Below are 17857 nucleotides of genomic sequence, written 5' to 3' on the forward strand. Positions count from 1 at the left end.
GTCAAAACGCATGTGGGTGTTCGACCGGTCAGTGGCCGGCACAATTCCCTGGAGCATAGCGTCGTAGTGGCCGGTCCTTGTCCGGCTGGTCCGCATAATCAGTGTATGCAGATGGTTAAGGGTCAGAAATTCTGGCCACATCGATCCCCTTTTGGCCGCTTCCGCTGTTTTGTGCAGCGCAGTCGCTGGGCAGAATTCCCCCACGGACAACAAGAATCCTTCAGAGGGTACTCCCATGCTTACCGTGTACAGCGATGATCACCGCCTGCATTTCGGCCAGTCCGAACTGGTCGACGGCAAACTCCAGCCCTGCTTCGAAATGCCCAGCCGCGCGGACACCGTGCTGGCCCGCGTGAAATCGCAGAACCTGGGCGAGATCATCGAGCCCAAGGACTTCGGCCTGGAGCCGATCCTGCGTGCGCACAACACCCGCTACGTCGAATTCCTCAAGGGCGCCTGGGCGCGCTGGGCGGCCGAAGGCCACACCGGCGACCTGGTTTCCACCACCTTCCCGGGGCGCCGCCTGCTGCGTGACGGTCCGATCCCGACTGCGCTGATGGGCGAAGTGGGACACTACAGCTTCGACACCGAGGCGCCGATCACTGCCGGCACCTGGCAGGCCGTGTACAGCTCGGCCCAGGTCGCGCTGACCGCCCAGGACCACATGCGCCAGGGTGCCAGCACCGCTTTCGCTCTGTGCCGTCCGCCGGGCCACCACGCCGGCAGCGACTTCATGGGCGGCTACTGCTTCCTGAACAACGCCGCCATCGTCAGCCAGGCCTTCCTCGACCAGGGTGCCAAGCGCGTGGCCATCCTCGACGTCGACTATCACCACGGCAACGGCACCCAGGACATCTTCTACCGCCGCAACGATGTGCTGTTCGCCTCGATCCACGGCGACCCGCTGGTGGAGTATCCGTACTTCCTCGGCCACGCCAACGAGCACGGCGAGGGCGCCGGCGAAGGCTACAACCACAACTACCCGCTGCCGCACGGCACCGGCTGGGATGGCTGGTTCGCCGCGCTGGACGATGCGTGCCGCAAGATCGCCGACTACGCGCCGGACGCGGTGGTTGTATCGCTGGGCGTGGATACGTATAAGGACGACCCGATTTCCGAGTTCAAGCTGGACAGCCCGGACTACCTGAAGATGGGCGAGCGCATCGCCGCACTGGGTATCCCGACCCTGTTCATCATGGAAGGGGGCTACGCGGTCGAGGCCATCGGCGTCAACGCGGTGAACGTGCTGCAGGGCTACGAAGGCGCTGCACGCTAAGTAGAAAAGATCGGGCGGATGAATATCCGCCCGATTGCTTTTTATGGCTCGCGGCCCGCTGTTTGTAGTGGTCAGAGTGCGAGCGCATCCAACTGGGGAAGGACATGAACAAGAATACCGCGCTGCGCGGCCTGCTCGCCGCCGCCGCCCTCGTCACCGCCGGTGCCGCCAGCGCCGCGCCGGAAGTGCGCATCTACAACTGGTTCGACTACATCGGCCCGGACACCCTCAAGGGCTTCCAGAGCGAGACCGGCATCAAACCGCAATACGACGTCTACGACAGCAACGAAGTACTGGAAGCCAAGCTGCTGTCCGGCCACTCGGGCTATGACGTGGTCGTACCCAGCGACAGCTTCCTGCCCAACTACCTCAAGGCCGGCGTGTTCCAGCCGTTGGACAAGAGCAAGCTGCCGAACTGGAAGAATCTCAATCCCGCCCTGCTCAAGGTGCTGGAGAGCAAGGACCCGGGCAACCAATACGTGATGCCCTACATGTGGGGCACCAACGGCATCGCCTACAACGTCGACAAGGTCAAGGCCGTGCTCGGCGACAACGCGCCGGTGGACTCCTGGGACCTGGTGTTCAAGCCGGAGAACCTGGCCAAGCTGAAATCCTGCGGCGTGGCCTTCCTCGATTCGCCCACCGAAGTCATTCCGCAGGTCCTACATTACCTGGGCCTGTCGCCGAACAGCCACAACCCGGACGACTACAAGAAGGCCGAGGCGCTGCTGGCGCAACTGCGTCCGCACATCACCTACTTCAGCTCTTCGAAGTTCGTCACCGACCTCGCCAACGGCGATGTCTGCGTAGCCCTGGCCTGGTCCGGCGGCGCGATGCAGGCGGCCAATCGCGCCAAGGAAGCCAATAACGGCATCCACATCGAGTACCGCATTCCCAAGGAAGGCGCGGCGGCGTGGTTCGACGTGCTGGCGATTCCGAAGGACTCGAAGAACGTCGAGCAGGCCCACGCCTTCCTCAACTACCTGCTGCGCCCGGAAGTGGTCGCGCCGATCTCCGACTATGTCGCCTACGCCAACCCCAATCAGGCGGCGGACGGGCTGATCTCCAAGGAGCTGCACGACAACCCCAACGTCTACCCGCCGGCGGACGTGCAGGCCAAGCTGTTCTCGGTGGAGATGCTGCCGCCCAAGCTGGAGCGTATCCGCACCCGCACCTGGACCCAGGTGAAATCCGGCAAATAATGTCGCCCACGGCGCTCTGAACAGCGGATTTCCGTTGGCGGCCGGGCGCCGCGAACTGGCATGATCGGCGGACCTTCTTCGAGGAGGTCCGCCGATTTTCATTGGGCTTCCCGTCCCTCCTCAACTGCCGAGCCTTGCCATGACCTGCCGGACCGCTGCACACGCCTTCGCCAGGAGGCGCTCATGAATACCCAAGCCACTATCGTCGAGCGCAAGGGCGCCGATGCCTTCGCCATCCAGGTCATGACCGGCCTGTGCATCATCTGGGGTCTCCAGGCGGTGATGGTGAAACTGGCTGCTCACGACATCGCGCCGATCATGCAGGCCTTCGGCCGCAACCTGGTGGCCGCCGTGGTGGTGGGGCTGCTGATGTGCTGGCGCGGCGGCTGGGAAGGCTTCCTGCGCCATGGCACCGTCAAGGGCGGTCTGCTGGCCGGCGTGCTGTTCGCCGCCGAGTTCTTCTTCATCGCCCAGGGACTGGTCTATACGTCGGCCTCGCACATGGCGGTGTTCATCTATACGGCGCCGATCTTCTCGGCGCTGGCGCTGCACTTCCTGCTGCCCAGCGAGCGCCTGCGGCCCTTGCAGTGGCTGGGGATCGGTGTGTGCTTCGCGGGGATCGCAATGTGCTTCGGCGGTGGCTTCGACGTCGCCAACCTGGACGGCCGCATGCTGCTGGGCGATGCCTTTGGCGTGCTGGCGGGCTTTTCGTGGGGCATGACCACCGTCGCAGTGCGCACCACGCGGCTGTCCGAGGCCAAACCGATCCTCACACTGTTCTACCAGCTGCTGATCGCCGCGCTGCTGTTGCCTTTCGCCGCACTGGCCCTGGGCAAGACCCAGGATGTCAGCTTCACCGCCATCGGCGTGGGCAGCGTGCTGTTCCAGGGGCTGGTGGTGTCGTTCTTCAGCTACTTCACCTGGTTCTGGCTGCTGCGCCGCTATCTGGCGTCGAACCTGGCGGTGTTTTCCTTCATGACGCCGATGTTCGGCATCGCCTTCGGCGTGCTGATCCTCGGCGAGCCGCTGACCCCGAATTTCGTCGCGGGCGCCGCGCTGGTGCTGGCGGGGATTACCCTGGTGAGCAGCGAGCAGTGGATTCGCCGGATGCTTTCGCGCTGAGGGGGAACTGTCGCGCTCTTGATTCAGGTCAGGCGTCGCGGCGGGGTAAGACGATAGTCTTTGTTTCAAGGAGTGAGTGGCACGGGCGGAGAGTGGGACGCCGGGCTATTCTTCCTAGGGCGGCCCATGGTGGTAACGGGCCGCCCGACCTGAATTCGAACGAGGAGGCATTCCATGAAAGTCTGGCTGCAAAGCATTGCGTGGAAACTCGGAGTCACGCTCGGCCTGATCGAGCCTCCACGTCTGCAACCCATCCCCGTCCGCAGCGACGAGCAACGTCGCCTGATGGAGCAGCGTCGGCGCTACTGATCGCGCCCGCTACCGCAAAAGGAAAACCCGCCAGCCGGCGGGTTTTTTCTTGTCCGTCATTCGTGGGCCTTGAACCAGTCGTCGATCATCCTTTTCAGCCTTTCCCCGGAGAAACTCGGGAAGTGCCCGCCATGCACGGTGCGCACCGGCAACTCGCGCAGGCGCGAAAGGCTGGCGGCGTAGTCGTCGAGATTGGAGTGGTAGGCGTCCTCGATCAGCGGGCCGTCGTAGATGATGTCGCCGGAGAACAGCGTCTGCGTCTTCTCCTCCCACAGGCTGATGCCGCCCGGTGAATGCCCCGGCGTATGCAGGACCTGCAGGGTACGGTCGCCCAGGTCGAGTACGTCGCCTTCGTCGATGTGCGGGTGGCCGGCGCGGCTTTCACCCGGTATTCGGCGTAGCACAGCGGGTAGTCCGGGTGCGCGTCGAACATCTCGTCGTCGACGAAGGCGGTGGCCAGGGTGCGCTCGCCGTCGGGGCTGGCAAGGATATCGGCTTCGGCCGGGTGCACCAGGCGCTCGTCGAACTCGTGGTGGCCGGCGATATGGTCGAAGTGGGTGTGGCTGGCTACCGCCAGCAGCGGGCGCTCGGTGAGCCAGGGAAGCTGCTCGCGCAGGCTCACCAGGCCAGAGCCGCTGTCCACCAATACATCGCGGGCGCGGCCCTGGATATGCCACATGTTGCAGCGGTAGAAGGGGCGGACGTACGGCTCGTGGATCAGGCTGACGCCGTCGTAGCAGTGACGGACCTCGAACCAGCGGTCGCGGGTGACGATCTTCATGACTCGGATTCCGGGTGGAATGCGCGGCGCGCCAGCGCGCGGATCGCGGGTGGCTGTGCGTTCACCCTAACCTCTCCCGGAGGGAGGGGGCAGGGGCGGGGCGGGTTTGGACAACCCGCCCCGCTCAGCGGATGGATCAGGGTGCGAAGGGCGCCGCTTCCATCACTTCCACGATCAGCGGGCGATCGCTCGGGGCGTTGCGCAGCAGTTGCTGCAGGTGCGCGTGGTCGCGGGCGCGCTCGGCGGCGCAACCAAAGCCCTTGGCGATGGCGAGGAAGTCCGGGGTGTAGATGTCCACGCCCAGCGGAGTGATGTCGCGGCGTTCCATGTAGCGCTTGATCTCGCCGTAGCCGTGGTTGTTCCACAGCAGGACGATGATACCCACCTTGGCTTCCACGGCGCTGGCCAGCTCGGTCATGGTGAACTGCAGGCCGCCGTCGCCCATCAGGCTGATCACCGGGCGGCCCGGCTCGCCGAGCTTGGCGCCGATGGCGGCCGGCAGGCCGTAGCCCAGGGTGCCGTAGCCGGTGGAGGCGTTGAACCAGCGGCGACCGCCGTCCAGTTCCACCAGGTGGTTGCCGCTGTAGACAGTCTGCGTCGAGTCGCCGACGAAGCGCGCGTCGGGCAGTACTTCGAGGATCTTGCCGAACAGCTCGCGGTAGTGCGCCCAGCCGCTGAAGTCCTCGGCCAGTTGTGCGCGTACCTTGGCTGCGCGCTGGGCGCCGGGGCTGTTGGCGTCGGCCTGGCGGGCCGGCAGCAGGTCGAGCAGGGCGCGCATGGCGGTGCGGGCGTCGCTGTGGATGGCGATGCTCGGCGCGTAGTTGCGCATCAGTTGCTGCGGGTCGATGTCGATGCGGATCAGCTCGCCGCCGATCTTGAAGTTGCCATCGAACACCACGTCATAGTCGGTCTCGCCCAGCTCGGTGCCGATGGCCAGGACCACGTCGGCTTCCAACGCCAGCTCACGGACCGGAATCAGCGACTGGTTGCTGCCGATCAGCAGCGGATGTTCCGGTTGCAGCAGGCCCTTGGCGTTGATGGTCTGCGCGGTCGGCGCGTCCAGCGCGATGGCCAGCGCGCGGGCTTCAGCCTGGGCTTCTACGCAGCCGCCGCCGAGCAGCAGCAGCGGGTTCTTTGCCTTGGCCAGCTTGGCGGCGGCTTCATGCAGCGGCGAGCGCGCAGGGGCGGGGCGGGCCAGTTGCACGCGCGGGCGCACCTGCATGTGATCGGCCGGGGCGGTGATGATGTCCAGCGGCAGCTCGATATGCACCGGGCGCGGGCGCTCGCTGTCGAACACGGCGAAGGCGCGGGCCAGCACGGCCGGCAGTTCCTCGACGCTCATCAGCGTGTGGCTGAAGGCGCTGACGCCGGCGACCATGGCGCGCTGGTTCGGCAGCTCGTGCAGGTAGCCGTTGCCGTGGGCCAGGCGCGAGCGTTCGTTGACGCTGCTGATCACCAGCATGGGGATGGAGTCGGCGTAGGCCTGGCCCATGGCGGTGAGGATGTTGGTCATGCCCGGGCCGGTGATGATGAAGCACACGCCCGGCTTGCCGGTGACGCGCGCGTAGCCGTCGGACATGAAGCCGGCGCCCTGTTCGTGGCGCGGGGTGATGTGGCGGATGCCGCTGTGGGGCAGGCCGCGGTACAGCTCGACGGTGTGTACGCCGGGGATGCCGAAGACGGTATCGACGCCCCAGGCTTCGAGTTGCTTGACGAGGAATTCGCCGCAGGTGGTCATGGCAGTTCCTTGGAGTTCGTGGGTGAGGTGGTCGTTAATCATGCAAAAGGGCGCGGAGATCAGCTCGCCGCGCCCTTTTGCCTAGCGCAAGGTCTTGTCAGGCCGCGTCGGCGACAGCTGCCGGGCGGGGCGACAGCAGGCTGACGACGATGAAGCTGATCAGGCCGATGGCCAGGCTGTAGTAGATCGGGGTGTTGGCGTCGAAGCCATCCTTGAGCATGAACACCAGCGCGGTGACGAAGCCCAGGGCCATGCTGGTGATGGCGCCGGCGGTGGTGGCGCGCTTCCAGTAGATGGCGCCGATCAGCGGGATCAGCATGCCGCCGACCAGCAGGTTGTACGCCAGGGTCAGGGCGCTGAGCACGTCGTTCACCACCAGGGCGATGGCCAGGACCACGACACCGGTAACCAGGGTGCAGATGCGGTTCAGACTCAGGCGGGTGGAGCGCTGGCCGGTGACGATCGGCAGCAGGTCCTCGGTGATGGTGGTGGAGGCGGCGAGCAGGCCGGCGCTGGCGGTGGACATCATCGCGGCCAGGGCAGCGGCGATCACCAGGCCACGGATACCATCCGGCAGCGCGGCGCTGACGATGGCGGCGAAGGCGTTGTTGACGTTGTCCAGGTCGGGCAGCAGCACCTTGGCGCACATGCCGATCAGCGCGCCGACCAGGCCGTAGATCACGCAGTACACGCCCGCGGCGGTGCCGGCGTACTTGGTGACCTTCTCGTCGCGGGCGGTGAACACGCGCTGCCAGATGTCCTGGCCGATCAGGATGCCGAAGAAGTAGATCAGGAAGTAGGTGATGATGGTGTCGTAGCCGATGGTGTGGAAGCTGAAGGCGGTCGCCGGCAGTTTCGCCATCAGTTCGTCCCAGCCGCCCACTCGGTACAGGCAGATCGGCAGCAGGATGAACATCAGGCCGACGGTCTTGATGATGAACTGCACGATGTCGGTCAGGGTCAGGGACCACATGCCGCCGATGGTGGAGTAGATCACCACGACGCCGCCGCCCAGCAGCACGGACACCCAGAACGGCAGGCCGAACAGGACCTGCATGACGGTGCCGATGGCCAGGGTGGAGACCACGCCGATCATCAGCGCGTAGGCGAACATGATCACCGCCGAAGCCTGGCGGGCCATCGGGTTGTAGCGACGCTCCAGGACCTGGGTGACGGTGAAGATGCGCAGCTTGAGCAGTGGCTTGGCCAGGAACAGGTTCAGCGCGATGATGCCGGCGCCCAGGGCGGCACACAGCCAGAAGCCGGAAATGCCGTGGACGTAGCCCAGACGCACGGTGCCCACGGTGGAGGCGCCGCCCAGGACGGTGGCAGCCATGGTGCCCATGTAGAACGACGGGCCGAGGTTGCGGCCGGCCACGAGGTAGTCTTCGTGGGTCTTGGCGCGGCGCATGCCGTACCAGCCCAGCCACAACATGCCAGCGGCATATATCAGTACGACGATCAGATCTAACGCCATGGTCGGCTCCTCACACTTGCATTGTCATTGTTGCCGCGCGCTTGTGGCGTGCGGTAGGGCATCGGACCGGCGGCGACCGGTCCGATGGGGGCTTTCAGGTAGAGCGCTTCGCGTCAGGCCGCGAAGCCTGGATCAGGCTGCCGGCTCGCTGATGCTGCGCACTGGGCGATCATGGCTGGCCACCCAGCGCGGGCCCTTGGGGCCATACACGCCAGCGGGTTCCGGGAAGGTCCGCAGCAGGGCCACGTAGAGCAGGGCGGCCATGCCGAGAGTGACCGGCAGGCTGATGTCGATGCCGCCGGCCAGGTTGCCGAGGGGGCCGACGAACTGGCCCGGCAGGTTGACGAAGCACAGGCCCAGGGCCGCACTCGGGATCCACGCGCCCATGCCGCGCCAGTTCCAGCCGTTGTGGAACCAGTAGGCGCCGCCTTCCTGGCCACGGGTGAACACCTGCAGGTCATCGGCGTGGTAGAAGCCACGACGGATGATCAGGCCGAGGATCATGATCACCATCCAGGGGCTGGTGCAGGTGATGATCAGCACGGCGAAGGTGGACACGCTCTGCACCAGGTTCGCGGCGAAGCGACCGATGAAGATGAAGGCGATGGACAGCAGGCCGATCAGCAGGGTCGCCTGTACGCGGTTGAGCAGGCGCGGGAACACGCTGGACATGTCCAGGCCGGTGCCGTACAGCGAGGTGGTGCCGGTGGACATGCCGCCGATTACCGCGATCAGGCACACCGGCAGGAAGAACCAGCTCGGCGAAACGGCCAGCAGGCCGCCGACGTAGTTGTTCTGCGCGATGTAGTCCGGAGCGTTGACGGCAACGATGGTGGCGGTGGCCAGGCCGAACAGGAACGGGATCAGGGTGGCCAGCTGGGCGCAGATCACGGCCAGCATGATGCGCTTCTGCGAGGTCTGGCGCGGGATGTAGCGGGCCCAGTCACCGAGGAAGGCGCCGAAGGACACCGGGTTGCTCATCGCCAGCAGGGCGGCGCCGATGAAGGCGGCCCAGAAACCTTCGCTGCCCATCTGCACGGTGCCAGCGTAGCCAGCGTCGAACGGGCCTGCGAAGGCGAACAGGCCGAGCAGGAACAGCAGGCTCGCGGCCCATACGGCGATCTTGTTGACCATCAGCATGAAGCGGAAGCCGTAGATGCAGACGATCAGCACCAGCACGGCGAACAGGCCGTAGGCCAGGCCCAGGGTCAGGTCGGTTTCCGGCAGGTCGAACAGGCGCTTGGCGCCACCGATCAGCGCATCGCCCGAGCTCCACACGGAGAGGGAGAAGAACGCGACCGCAGTGAGCAGCGACAGGAACGAACCGACGATCCGCCCGTGTACGCCGAAGTGGGCGCCCGAGGAGACCGCGTTGTTGGTGCCGTTGAGCGGGCCGAACAGGCCCATCGGCGCGAGGATGAGCGAACCGACCAGCACGCCGAGCACGATGGCCCAGACGCCGGCCTGGAACGACAGGCCGAACAGTACCGGGAAGCTGCCCAGCACGGCGGTGGCGAAGGTGTTGGCGCCACCGAAGATCATGCGGAACAGGTCGGTGGGCGTGGCGTTGCGTTCGTGATCCGGGATCTGTTCGACCCCGAATGTCTCGATCGTTGTGATTGCGTGTGCGTTGTTCTTGTTATCCATGACTTCCTCCCGGGGAGCCCTGTCTTTATGGCGTCGGAGACGGTGACAGGTGCTCGTGTGTGGCCAGCCAGCGGCCCTGTTTCGGATCACGGCGGAAGACGATGGTCTCCCGTTCGTGGTTCAGGCTTTCCTCTCCCTGGATGCGCAGCCGCGTGGCGACGTCGTGGCAGAACACCGCCACGTCTTCGCTCTGCAGGCTCACAAAGGTGTTGCTCGAAAGGCAGTCAAGGACCTCGAAACCATCGTCACGCAGCCAGCCCTCCCACACCTCGCGATAAGCCGCGCGCGACAGCAGCGGCACCGGCCAGGTGTGGAAAATGAAGGAGGCGTCTTCGCTGAAGGCGGCGAAGTAGGCTTCGGTGTCGGTGCGCGCGAAGGCTGCCACGAGCTCGCGGGCAGCCTCCAGCACCTGTGCTACGCAGGCGTCGTTATTCATGTAGGTGCTCGTGCGCTCAGCGACGCTCTACGCCCGGGAGGATGCAGAGCATTTCGTAGAGCAGGTTGGCGCCGAGCAACGAGGTGTTGCCGGTGGTGTCGTACGGCGGGGAGACCTCGACCAGGTCGCAGCCGATGATGTCCAGGCCTTGGCAGCCACGGACGATTTCCATCGCCTGGATGGTGGTCAGGCCGCCGATTTCCGGGGTGCCGGTACCGGGCGCCCAGGCCGGGTCGATGCCGTCGATGTCGAAGGACAGGTACACCGGGCCGCCGCCGACCTTTTCGCGGACTTCGGCCATCAGCGGTTCCAGCGACTTGTGCCAGCACTCTTCGGCCTGCACCACGCGGAAGCCCTGCTTGCGGCTCCAGTTGAAGTCTTCGGCGGTGTAGCCCTGCGCGCGCAGGCCGATCTGCACCACGCGGTCGCAGTCCAGCAGGCCTTCTTCCACCGCGCGGCGGAAGGTGGTGCCGTGGGCGATCTTCTCGCCGAACATGTGGTCGTTCACATCGGCATGGGCGTCGATGTGGACCAGGCCGACCTTGCCGTGCTTCTTGTGGATGGCCCGCAGGATCGGCAGGGTGATGGTGTGGTCGCCGCCCAGGGTCAGAGGGAGGATGCCGTGGTCGAGGATCTTGTCGTACGCCTCTTCGATGATGCGTACGGCTTCCATCAGGTTGAAGGTGTTGATCGCCACGTCACCGATGTCGGCGATGTTCAGCGAGTCGAACGGCGCAGCGCCGGTGGCCATGTTGTACGGACGGATCATCACCGACTCGGCGCGGATTTCGCGCGGCCCGAAACGAGTGCCGGAGCGCAGGGAGGTGCCGATGTCCAGGGGTACGCCGACGAAGGCGGCATCGAGCTGGTTGAGCTCTTCGGGGGACTGGATATGCGGCAGGCGCATCATGGTGGCAATGCCGCCGAAACGCGGCATTTCGTTACCGCCCAGGGGCTGGTGAAGTTTCTTGTCCATGGGGAGGGCCTCAGGCTGATCGCTGTCTTCGTGGAAACAGGCTTGTTGATACTTAGGGCCGGATTCTCTCCACGCCGGGTAGTGGAAAAAATCGCTGGCTACAAATAATCACTTCAGAGTTTTCTAAACTAATAACGGTCGCTAAACTGCGCCACCTTGCCGCAGCAGGCGGCTCGCCGGGCTTGTGGCCTGCGGTTCCTGAATAGATAGGTGGCTTGCTATCATCCGTTTTTCAGGTATAGAAACTACTGAACTAGAGCGGCCCGGCCGCGGTTTTGCGGAGTCTTCATGAGCGCGAGCGCATTGCCCGACGTCAAACTGCTGCGGATTTTCGCCTGCGTGGTGCGTAGCCAGGGCTTCGCCGCCGCCCAGCAGGAGTTGAACCTGTCGACCTCGGCGATCAGCACCTACATGAGCCAGTTGGAGAACCAGTTGGGCATCGTGCTCTGCCACCGTGGTCGCGGCGGCTTCGGCCTGACCAGCAAGGGCGAGCTGTTCCATCAGGAAACCCTGCGCATCCTCGGCGAGCTGGAAGGCTTCGAGCGCTATGCCGCGACCTTGAAAGGCGAGCTGCGCGGCACCCTGAACCTCGGCGTGCTGGATTCCACCGTGAGCGACCCGGCGCTGCCGCTGGCGGATGTGATCGGTTCCTTCAGCAGCCTGCACCCGGCGGTGCACCTGCACCTGCAGGTGCAGAGCCCCTACGAGTTGCAGCTGGCGGTGCTGGACAACCGCCTGGACCTGGCCATCGGCTCCTTCTTCAGCCGGATGAACGGCCTGGTCTACCAGCCTCTTTATAGAGAGCAGCACTGGCTGTACTGCAGCGACCGCCACCCGCTGTTCGACGGACGGCGCATTCCCGCCGAGCTGATCACCCAGCAGCGCATGGTCGGACGTGGCTACTGGAGCCAGGCGGAGCTGGCGCGGCACGGCTTCAAGCACAGCGCCGGCACCGTGGAGAGTATGGAGGCGCAGCTGATCCTGATTCTCTCCGGCGGCTATATCGGCTACCTGCCCGAACACTACGCCCACCCCTGGGTGGAGCAGGGCCGCCTGCGTGCGTTGCTGCCGGCGACCTTCGGCTACCAGGCACCGTTCTCGCTGATCCTGCGCCGCGGCCGTTCCCGCGAGCCGCTGATCCAGAACTTCCGCGACCTGCTGCGCACCCAGCCGAGCCAGTCATGAGCCGCGCCCGTTGCCCGCGCTGCCAGCGCCCGCTGGATCATTGCCTGTGTGCGCTGATTCCCCGTGTGGATAACCGCACCCGCGTCCTGTTGTTGCAGCATCCGAGCGAGGCCGGCCATGCGCTGAATACCGCGCGGCTGGCAGCTCTTGGGTTGATCAATGCCGAATTGATGGTCGGTGAGGATTTCAGCGGCCTGGACCTGTCCGCCTGGGATGCCTGGTTGCTGTTTCCCGGCGAGTCCGCCCTGGTGCTGGGCGAACTGGCTGCTCGGCCTGTGGATAAACCGCGCCTGCTGGTGGTGCCCGATGGCACCTGGCGCAAGGCGCGCAAGCTGCTGCACCTCAATCCGAACCTCGCCGCGCTGCCGCGCGTTGTGCTGCCGGAAGGTCTCACCTCGCGCTACCGCCTGCGCAAGGCGCCGGCCGAAGGGGCTCTGTCCACCATCGAAGCCGTGGTGCATGCCCTCGATGCGCTGGACGCACCGCAATCCCACGCCGACCTGCTGCGTCCGTTCGATGCGCTGATCGAAGGGCAGATTGCCGCCATGGGGGAGGAGACCTTCCGGCGCAACCACGGGACGCGCTGCTGATCCGCTCCTACGAGATACCTCTGCGCTTGGGCCATCCCTCACCCTAGCCCTCTCCCAAGGGGAGAGGGGACCGTTCGGTGCAGGATGAAACCTTCGCGTCAGTCGGCTCGGACTGCCCCCTCTCCCTGAGGAGCGGGGCGCGCAGCCAGGGTTGGGGGGAGGGGGAAGACGCAGAGACGGGCTATCCAGAGAAGACTGTTGCTCCTACAGGAGCAGGAGCGCGGGGACGCGCGTATACTGCGCCCCTCATTCCCCTTCGCGAGGTGTTCGTCCGATGCGCCATTGATGCCGCCGTGGTTTCACGGCCTGTTTCCGTCCCAGGTTCCGTTCCTGGGGGTTACCCGGCATCCGATGGATTTGCGTATGACGAACCCTGTCTCCCTGGCGCTGCATGGCGTCACGTTTCAATTGCCCACGGGCGAACCGCTGTTTCGCGACCTCAACGAAACCTTCGACGAGCGCCGTACCGCGCTGGTCGGGCGCAATGGTGCGGGCAAGTCCGTGCTGGCGCGGATCATGGCGGGAGTCCTGGCGCCCAGCGCCGGGCGCTGCCTGGCCTCCGGGCTCGTGCATTACCTGCCCCAACACATCGAGCCGCAGGCGTTTCGCAGCGTGGCGGAGCTTGCCGGCGTGCAGCCATTGCTGGATGCGCTGGCGCGGGTCGAGGCCGGCGCCGTCGACCCCGCCGACTTCGAGTTGCTGGACGGGCGCTGGGACATCCGCGCGCAGCTGGAGGCGATGCTGTCGGCGGCAGGATTGGGGCATTTGACCGTCGATACGCCCGCTGTCCGCCTGAGCGGCGGCGAGTGCATGCGCGTGGCGCTGCTCGGCGCCTGGCTGAGCGAGGCGGAATGGCTGCTCCTCGACGAACCGAGCAACCACCTGGATCGCGCCGGCCGCGAGGCGCTGCGCGAGCAGCTTCAGCGCTGGCGCGGCGGCCTGATCCTGATCAGCCACGATCGCCTGCTGCTGGATGACATGCAGCGCATCGTCGAACTGTCTTCCGCCGGGCTGCGCAGTTACTCCGGTGGCTATGCCTTTTATCGGGAGGCGCGCCAGCAGGAGCAGGACAATGCGCTGCGCGAACTGCAGCGGCGCAAGCAGGAGCGGGACCGCCAGCAGCGCGCGATGCAGGAGCAGCGCGAGCGCCAGGCGCACCGTCAGGCGAAGGGACGCAGGGATGCGCAGGAGGCCAACCAGGCGAAGATCCTGGTGGATCGGCAGAAGGAGCGCAGCCAGACCAGCATTGCGCGCCTGGCCACGCAGCATGGCGAACGCCGCGAACAGTTGGCGCAGGACGTGCGGGACGCGTTCGGCCAACTGCGTGATGACGCCGCCGTCGCATTGAATGCGCCGGCGTGTGAGTTGCCCGAGCAGCGCGCGGTACTGCAACTGGCCGGGTTGCGCCTGCCTTTCGGCAATCCCGCTCCGCTGGACCTGCAACTGAACGGGCCGCGCCGCCTGGCGGTGACCGGGTGCAATGGCAGCGGCAAGTCGACCTTGCTCAAGGTGCTGGCCGGCATCGTCGAACCTGTCGCCGGGCTTTGCGATGTGAAGGTGCGCAGCGCCTACCTGGACCAGCATCTGGCGGCGTTGTCGCCGGAGCGGTCGGTGCTGGAGCTGTTGCTGGAGCGCAACCGGGCTGTGGACAAGTCCGTGCTGCGCACACGCCTGGCGCAACTCGACCTGCCGGCCGCGCGGGTCGATCTGCCCAGTGCGCTGCTCAGCGGCGGCGAGCGCCTGAAGGCGGCGCTGGCCTGCGAGATCTACGCCGAGCAGCCGGCGCAGCTGCTGCTTCTGGACGAGCCGGAAAATCACCTCGACCTGCCATCCCGCGAGGCCCTGGAAGAGCTGTTGCGGCAATACCGGGGTGCCTTGCTGGTGGTATCCCACGATGAAGCGTTTCTTGCCCGGCTGGCGCTGGAGGGCCGCCTGGAGTGCGCGCGAGACGGCTGGCATTGGCGCGCAGGCTGAACCTTTACCGGTCGGCGCGAGGCAGTTAGGATCGGCGTCCCTCTCTTTCCGGCTGCCTCTGCCGTGACCCGCCCAGGCGTTGATTCGCGAAGCGGGCATTCATGCTGCCGACGCTCCAACGGCCGTCACCGCTCGTGGCGTGCTATCCCTTTGTGATCTGTTGAATCAGGATGAATTCATGCTCATTCGCCAACGCATCGCTGCGGACAACCCGCGGCTGCTCGATATCTGGCTGGGCGCCGTGCGCGCGACCCACGACTTCCTGCAACCCTCCGACATCGACGCGCTCCTGCCGCTGGTTCGCGATGTCTACCTGCCCGCCGTCGAGGTCTGGGTGGCGGTCGATACCGACGACTGCCCTCAGGGCTTCATCGGCCTCAACGACAACCATGTGGAAATGCTTTTCATCGACCCGGATTGCCGGGGGCGGGGCCTTGGCCGCGCGCTGCTGGATTTCGTGCGCGAAACGCGCGGTACGCTGGGTGTCGACGTCAATGAACAGAATCCTCAAGCGGTGGGGTTCTATCTGCACTACGGCTTCGTCCAGACCGGGCGCTCACCGCTGGATGGCGAAGGTCGGCCGTTCCCCTTGCTGCATATGAGCCTGCCGGCCAGTCAGTAAGCGCAGGCAGAACCTGTAGGCGTTCCCCTCGGTCCTACAAAAAGCCGGGGGTTACGCTGTGTGCTCGGTCTCGCTGCTGCCGAAGCGGATGCTTCGCGCGCCGAGCCTGAGCAGGCTGTCGGCGAACAGGTCGCTGGCCGTGCTACGGCAGTCCCAGGCGGCTTCCCAGTCTTCCTTGCGGCGCCAGTGCAGGCGGCCGACCAGCCGCTGCGGTTGGCCTTCGGCATGCAGCTCGCTGGCGAGGTAGCCGGGGCGCCGGTAGAACAGCTCCTGCAGATGCGCCAGGTAATCGCACAGGCGCGCGGCGATGTGCGGGCGTTGCTGGGGTGTCACGTCGATCTCGATCTGCAGCACGAAGTGCGGATTGTCCACGCAGGCCTGGGCGGTGATCGGGCTGGGTTGAGTCATGTTCCTGGGCTCCCTGTCTTGAACCGAATGCCAGGCGAGGGTAAAACCTCAACATAACTTGAGGTCAATAGCCCATGAAAGAATCTTCTTCCTGCTCCCTGCACCGCGACCTGAGTGTCGGCGAACTGGCCAAGCGCGCCGGCGTGGCCGTCTCGGCGCTGCACTTCTACGAGACCAGGGGGCTGATCAGCAGCACTCGCAACGCGGGCAACCAGCGCCGCTACTCGCGCGACACGTTGCGCCGGGTGGCGGTGATCAAGGTGGCGCAGCGGGTAGGGATTCCCCTGGGGGAGATCGCCGACGCACTGGGCTCGCTGCCGACCGGGCACAACCCGTCGGCAGCGGACTGGGCGCGATTGTCGGCGCGCTGGCGGGAGGACCTGAACGAGCGGATCGAGAAGTTATTGCTGCTGCGCGATCAACTCGACGGCTGCATCGGTTGTGGCTGTTTGTCGATGGAGGCCTGCCCGCTGCGCAATCCGGGGGACAAGTTGGCAGAGGAGGGGCCGGGGGCGCATTGGCGAGAGGGGGGCAGTGAGGCTGAAGAGCTGAAGAGCTGAAGAGCTGAAGAGCCCCTCTCCCTAACCCTCTCCCTGAAGGGAGAGGGGACTGTCCCGAGTGAGGGGAGTTTTTGAGCTGGCCGGACGCGATTGTATGAATGAAGCGCCAGTGTAAAAGCTCGCTCGTATAGCTCCCTCTCCCTTCAGGGAGAGGGCTGGGGAGAGGGCAAACCCCTGCTGCGAAGCCCGACCCAAAAACTCACCGCTCCCGCAGTGCCTCCCACCGCGCCTTCAACACCGGCTTCAAGATGTAATCCAGCACGCTCTTCTCGCCGGTGATGATGTCCACCGTCGCCACCATGCCGGGGATGATCAGCAGGGGCTTGGCGTCGGTGCCCAGGTGGTTCTTGTCGGTGCGCACCTGGATCAGGTAGAAGCTGTTGCCCTTGTCGTCGGTGATGGTGTCGGCGCTGATCATTTCCAGCTTGGCCTTGAGCCCGCCGTAGATGGTGTAGTCGTAGGCGGTGAACTTCACCGTGGCCGGCTGGCCGGGGTGGAGGAAGGCGATGTCCTGCGGGCGCACCCGCGCTTCCACCAGCAGGTTGTCCTCCAGCGGGACGATTTCCACCATGTCGTTGCCCGGCTGCACCACGCCGCCGATGGTGTTGACCTTGAGCTGCTTGACGATGCCGCGCAGGGGCGCGACCACCAGCGTGCGGTTGACCTTGTCGTCGATGGCGCGGCTGGTGGCGGTGAGCTTGTTGAGGTCGGTGCGAACGTCGTTGAGTTCCTTCAGCGCATCGCTGCGAAAGCCCAGCTTCGATTCCTCGACCTTGCGCTGGATCTCGTTCACCGCCGCCTCGGCGCGGGGGATGGCGAGGTTGGTGGCGTTGAGGTCGCCGCTGATCTCCACCGCGCTGCGGCGCAGGCGCAGCAGCTCGACGGGGGAGACCGCACCGGCCTTCACCAGCGGCTCGGACATGTTGATCTCCTGCTGCACCAGGCCGAGGCTGGAGCGGTATTGCTGCGTCTTGGCGCGGAACTCCTGCAATTCCTGGGTCTTCTGCCGCAGTTGTTCCTGAAGAATGTTCAGCTCGCTGTTCTGCCGCTGCATGCGAGTCTGGTAGAGCGCCATCTGGTCCTCCACGACCTGCGGCGCGGCTTTCTTCAGGTCGTCGGTGAAGTCCGGCGCACGCCCGTCCGCTTCCGCTTTCAGGCGCTCCACGCGGGCTTCCAGCGAGTTGCGGTCGGCCTCGGACTCGCCCTTGTTGGAGGAGAAGCGCGTGTCGTCCAGGCGCAGCAGCGGCTGGCCCTTGTTCACCACCTGGCCTTCGCGGACGAAGATTTCCGAGACGATGCCGCCCTCCAGGTTCTGGATGGTCTGCACCTTGGAGGAGGGGATGGCCTTGCCTTCGCCCTTGGTGACTTCCTCGATGTCGGCGAAGTACGCCCAGGTGATGGCCGCCACCAGCAGCCCAAGTGCTGCCCAGAGCGTGATGCGCGTGGCGTTGGGCGAGTCTTCCAGCAGGGTGCCCTGCACCTCGGGCATGAATTCGGTGTCGCGGGCGCCGTTGCCGCCCAGGTAGCCGCGGATCGATTGCGAAAAGTGCATGG

Annotated in this window: 16 protein-coding genes and 1 pseudogene; 9 read left to right on the plus strand and 8 right to left on the minus strand. The window is 65.6% G+C overall.

Annotated elements, in window-relative coordinates:
- Positions 1-235 precede the first annotated feature (235 nt).
- The 4 genes from GJV37_RS24795 to GJV37_RS29700 all read left to right on the plus strand — a co-directional run bounded on the left by GJV37_RS24795 (position 236) and on the right by GJV37_RS29700 (position 3909).
- Positions 236-1276 (plus strand): histone deacetylase family protein, encoded by a 1041-nt coding sequence (locus tag GJV37_RS24795; RefSeq protein ID WP_024765266.1) that lies wholly within the window; start codon positions 236-238, stop codon positions 1274-1276.
- Between the two features lie 104 nt (positions 1277-1380).
- Complete coding sequence (locus GJV37_RS24800) at positions 1381-2478, plus strand: extracellular solute-binding protein (protein ID WP_038803404.1); 1098 nt, start codon at positions 1381-1383, stop codon at positions 2476-2478.
- 183 nt (positions 2479-2661) lie between these two features.
- Positions 2662-3600 (plus strand): DMT family transporter, encoded by a 939-nt coding sequence (locus GJV37_RS24805; protein WP_193453027.1) that lies wholly within the window; start codon positions 2662-2664, stop codon positions 3598-3600.
- Positions 3601-3774: 174 nt separating this feature from the next.
- Complete coding sequence (locus GJV37_RS29700) at positions 3775-3909, plus strand: PA1414 family protein (RefSeq protein WP_255302825.1); 135 nt, start codon at positions 3775-3777, stop codon at positions 3907-3909.
- Between the two features lie 56 nt (positions 3910-3965).
- Here GJV37_RS29700 and GJV37_RS24810 read toward each other — a convergent pair.
- The 6 genes and pseudogenes from GJV37_RS24810 to speB all read right to left on the minus strand — a co-directional run bounded on the left by GJV37_RS24810 (position 3966) and on the right by speB (position 10964).
- Positions 3966-4690 (minus strand): annotated as a pseudogene (locus tag GJV37_RS24810) (MBL fold metallo-hydrolase).
- Between the two features lie 136 nt (positions 4691-4826).
- The gene (locus GJV37_RS24815; protein ID WP_193453028.1) at positions 4827-6428 is read right to left on the minus strand and encodes a 5-guanidino-2-oxopentanoate decarboxylase; all 1602 of its coding nucleotides are present in this window, start codon (positions 6426-6428) and stop codon (positions 4827-4829) included.
- 97 nt (positions 6429-6525) lie between these two features.
- The gene (locus GJV37_RS24820; protein WP_193453029.1) at positions 6526-7905 is read right to left on the minus strand and encodes a sodium:solute symporter family protein; all 1380 of its coding nucleotides are present in this window, start codon (positions 7903-7905) and stop codon (positions 6526-6528) included.
- 132 nt (positions 7906-8037) lie between these two features.
- Positions 8038-9552: a purine-cytosine permease family protein gene (locus tag GJV37_RS24825; RefSeq protein WP_024765262.1), complete on the minus strand. Its 1515-nt coding sequence runs from the start codon at positions 9550-9552 to the stop codon at positions 8038-8040.
- A 25-nt stretch (positions 9553-9577) separates the two neighbouring features.
- Positions 9578-9988 carry a YybH family protein gene (locus tag GJV37_RS24830; RefSeq protein ID WP_037011698.1) on the minus strand — a complete coding sequence of 137 codons (411 nt, stop codon included), beginning with the start codon at positions 9986-9988 and terminating at the stop codon, positions 9578-9580.
- Between the two features lie 16 nt (positions 9989-10004).
- Positions 10005-10964, minus strand: a complete 960-nt coding sequence (speB, locus tag GJV37_RS24835) for an agmatinase (RefSeq protein ID WP_193453030.1) — start codon at positions 10962-10964, stop codon at positions 10005-10007.
- A gap of 288 nt (positions 10965-11252) precedes the next feature.
- Here speB and GJV37_RS24840 point away from each other — a divergent pair, with 288 nt between their 5' ends.
- From GJV37_RS24840 to GJV37_RS24855, 4 genes are all read left to right on the plus strand, one after another.
- Positions 11253-12149 carry a LysR family transcriptional regulator gene (locus GJV37_RS24840; protein WP_024765259.1) on the plus strand — a complete coding sequence of 299 codons (897 nt, stop codon included), beginning with the start codon at positions 11253-11255 and terminating at the stop codon, positions 12147-12149.
- Entirely contained in the window at positions 12146-12739 is a 594-nt protein-coding gene (locus GJV37_RS24845) for a tRNA-uridine aminocarboxypropyltransferase (RefSeq protein ID WP_193453031.1), read from the plus strand. Before GJV37_RS24840 ends, GJV37_RS24845 begins: the two co-directional genes overlap by 4 nt.
- 363 nt (positions 12740-13102) lie before the next feature.
- Positions 13103-14713 carry an ABC-F family ATP-binding cassette domain-containing protein gene (locus GJV37_RS24850; RefSeq protein ID WP_193453032.1) on the plus strand — a complete coding sequence of 537 codons (1611 nt, stop codon included), beginning with the start codon at positions 13103-13105 and terminating at the stop codon, positions 14711-14713.
- Positions 14714-14891: 178 nt separating this feature from the next.
- A complete protein-coding gene (locus GJV37_RS24855) occupies positions 14892-15335 on the plus strand; it encodes an acetyltransferase (RefSeq protein WP_193453033.1) in 444 nt (147 codons plus the stop codon).
- Between the two features lie 51 nt (positions 15336-15386).
- Here GJV37_RS24855 and GJV37_RS24860 read toward each other — a convergent pair whose 3' ends face one another.
- Positions 15387-15743, minus strand: coding sequence for a hypothetical protein (locus GJV37_RS24860; protein WP_024765255.1), 357 nt, complete (start codon positions 15741-15743; stop codon positions 15387-15389).
- A 74-nt stretch (positions 15744-15817) separates the two neighbouring features.
- On the opposite strand from GJV37_RS24860, the gene soxR reads away from it, so the two are divergent.
- A complete protein-coding gene (gene soxR, locus GJV37_RS24865; RefSeq protein ID WP_024765254.1) occupies positions 15818-16303 on the plus strand; it encodes a redox-sensitive transcriptional activator SoxR in 486 nt (161 codons plus the stop codon).
- A 199-nt stretch (positions 16304-16502) separates the two neighbouring features.
- Here the strand turns inward: soxR and GJV37_RS24870 are convergent, their stop codons facing one another.
- Positions 16503-17855, minus strand: coding sequence for an HlyD family type I secretion periplasmic adaptor subunit (locus GJV37_RS24870; protein WP_024765253.1), 1353 nt, complete (start codon positions 17853-17855; stop codon positions 16503-16505).
- Between the last annotated feature and the right edge of the window lie 2 nt (positions 17856-17857).

This window comes from Pseudomonas nitroreducens (assembly GCF_010994165.1).
Taxonomy (GTDB): domain Bacteria; phylum Pseudomonadota; class Gammaproteobacteria; order Pseudomonadales; family Pseudomonadaceae; genus Pseudomonas; species Pseudomonas nitroreducens.

Bases quoted from the DNA above. Each gene is read 5' to 3' on its own strand.
- GJV37_RS24795 (WP_024765266.1), top strand. From the start codon at position 236: ATGCTTACCGTGTACAGCGATGATCACCGCCTGCATTTCGGCCAGTCC.
- GJV37_RS24800 (WP_038803404.1), top strand. From the start codon at position 1,381: ATGAACAAGAATACCGCGCTGCGCGGCCTGCTCGCCGCCGCCGCCCTC.
- GJV37_RS24805 (WP_193453027.1), top strand. From the start codon at position 2,662: ATGAATACCCAAGCCACTATCGTCGAGCGCAAGGGCGCCGATGCCTTC.
- GJV37_RS29700 (WP_255302825.1), top strand. From the start codon at position 3,775: ATGAAAGTCTGGCTGCAAAGCATTGCGTGGAAACTCGGAGTCACGCTC.
- GJV37_RS24815 (WP_193453028.1), bottom strand. From the start codon at position 6,428: ATGACCACCTGCGGCGAATTCCTCGTCAAGCAACTCGAAGCCTGGGGC.
- GJV37_RS24820 (WP_193453029.1), bottom strand. From the start codon at position 7,905: ATGGCGTTAGATCTGATCGTCGTACTGATATATGCCGCTGGCATGTTG.
- GJV37_RS24825 (WP_024765262.1), bottom strand. From the start codon at position 9,552: ATGGATAACAAGAACAACGCACACGCAATCACAACGATCGAGACATTC.
- GJV37_RS24830 (WP_037011698.1), bottom strand. From the start codon at position 9,988: ATGAATAACGACGCCTGCGTAGCACAGGTGCTGGAGGCTGCCCGCGAG.
- speB (WP_193453030.1), bottom strand. From the start codon at position 10,964: ATGGACAAGAAACTTCACCAGCCCCTGGGCGGTAACGAAATGCCGCGT.
- GJV37_RS24840 (WP_024765259.1), top strand. From the start codon at position 11,253: ATGAGCGCGAGCGCATTGCCCGACGTCAAACTGCTGCGGATTTTCGCC.
- GJV37_RS24845 (WP_193453031.1), top strand. From the start codon at position 12,146: ATGAGCCGCGCCCGTTGCCCGCGCTGCCAGCGCCCGCTGGATCATTGC.
- GJV37_RS24850 (WP_193453032.1), top strand. From the start codon at position 13,103: ATGACGAACCCTGTCTCCCTGGCGCTGCATGGCGTCACGTTTCAATTG.
- GJV37_RS24855 (WP_193453033.1), top strand. From the start codon at position 14,892: ATGCTCATTCGCCAACGCATCGCTGCGGACAACCCGCGGCTGCTCGAT.
- GJV37_RS24860 (WP_024765255.1), bottom strand. From the start codon at position 15,743: ATGACTCAACCCAGCCCGATCACCGCCCAGGCCTGCGTGGACAATCCG.
- soxR (WP_024765254.1), top strand. From the start codon at position 15,818: ATGAAAGAATCTTCTTCCTGCTCCCTGCACCGCGACCTGAGTGTCGGC.
- GJV37_RS24870 (WP_024765253.1), bottom strand. From the start codon at position 17,855: ATGCACTTTTCGCAATCGATCCGCGGCTACCTGGGCGGCAACGGCGCC.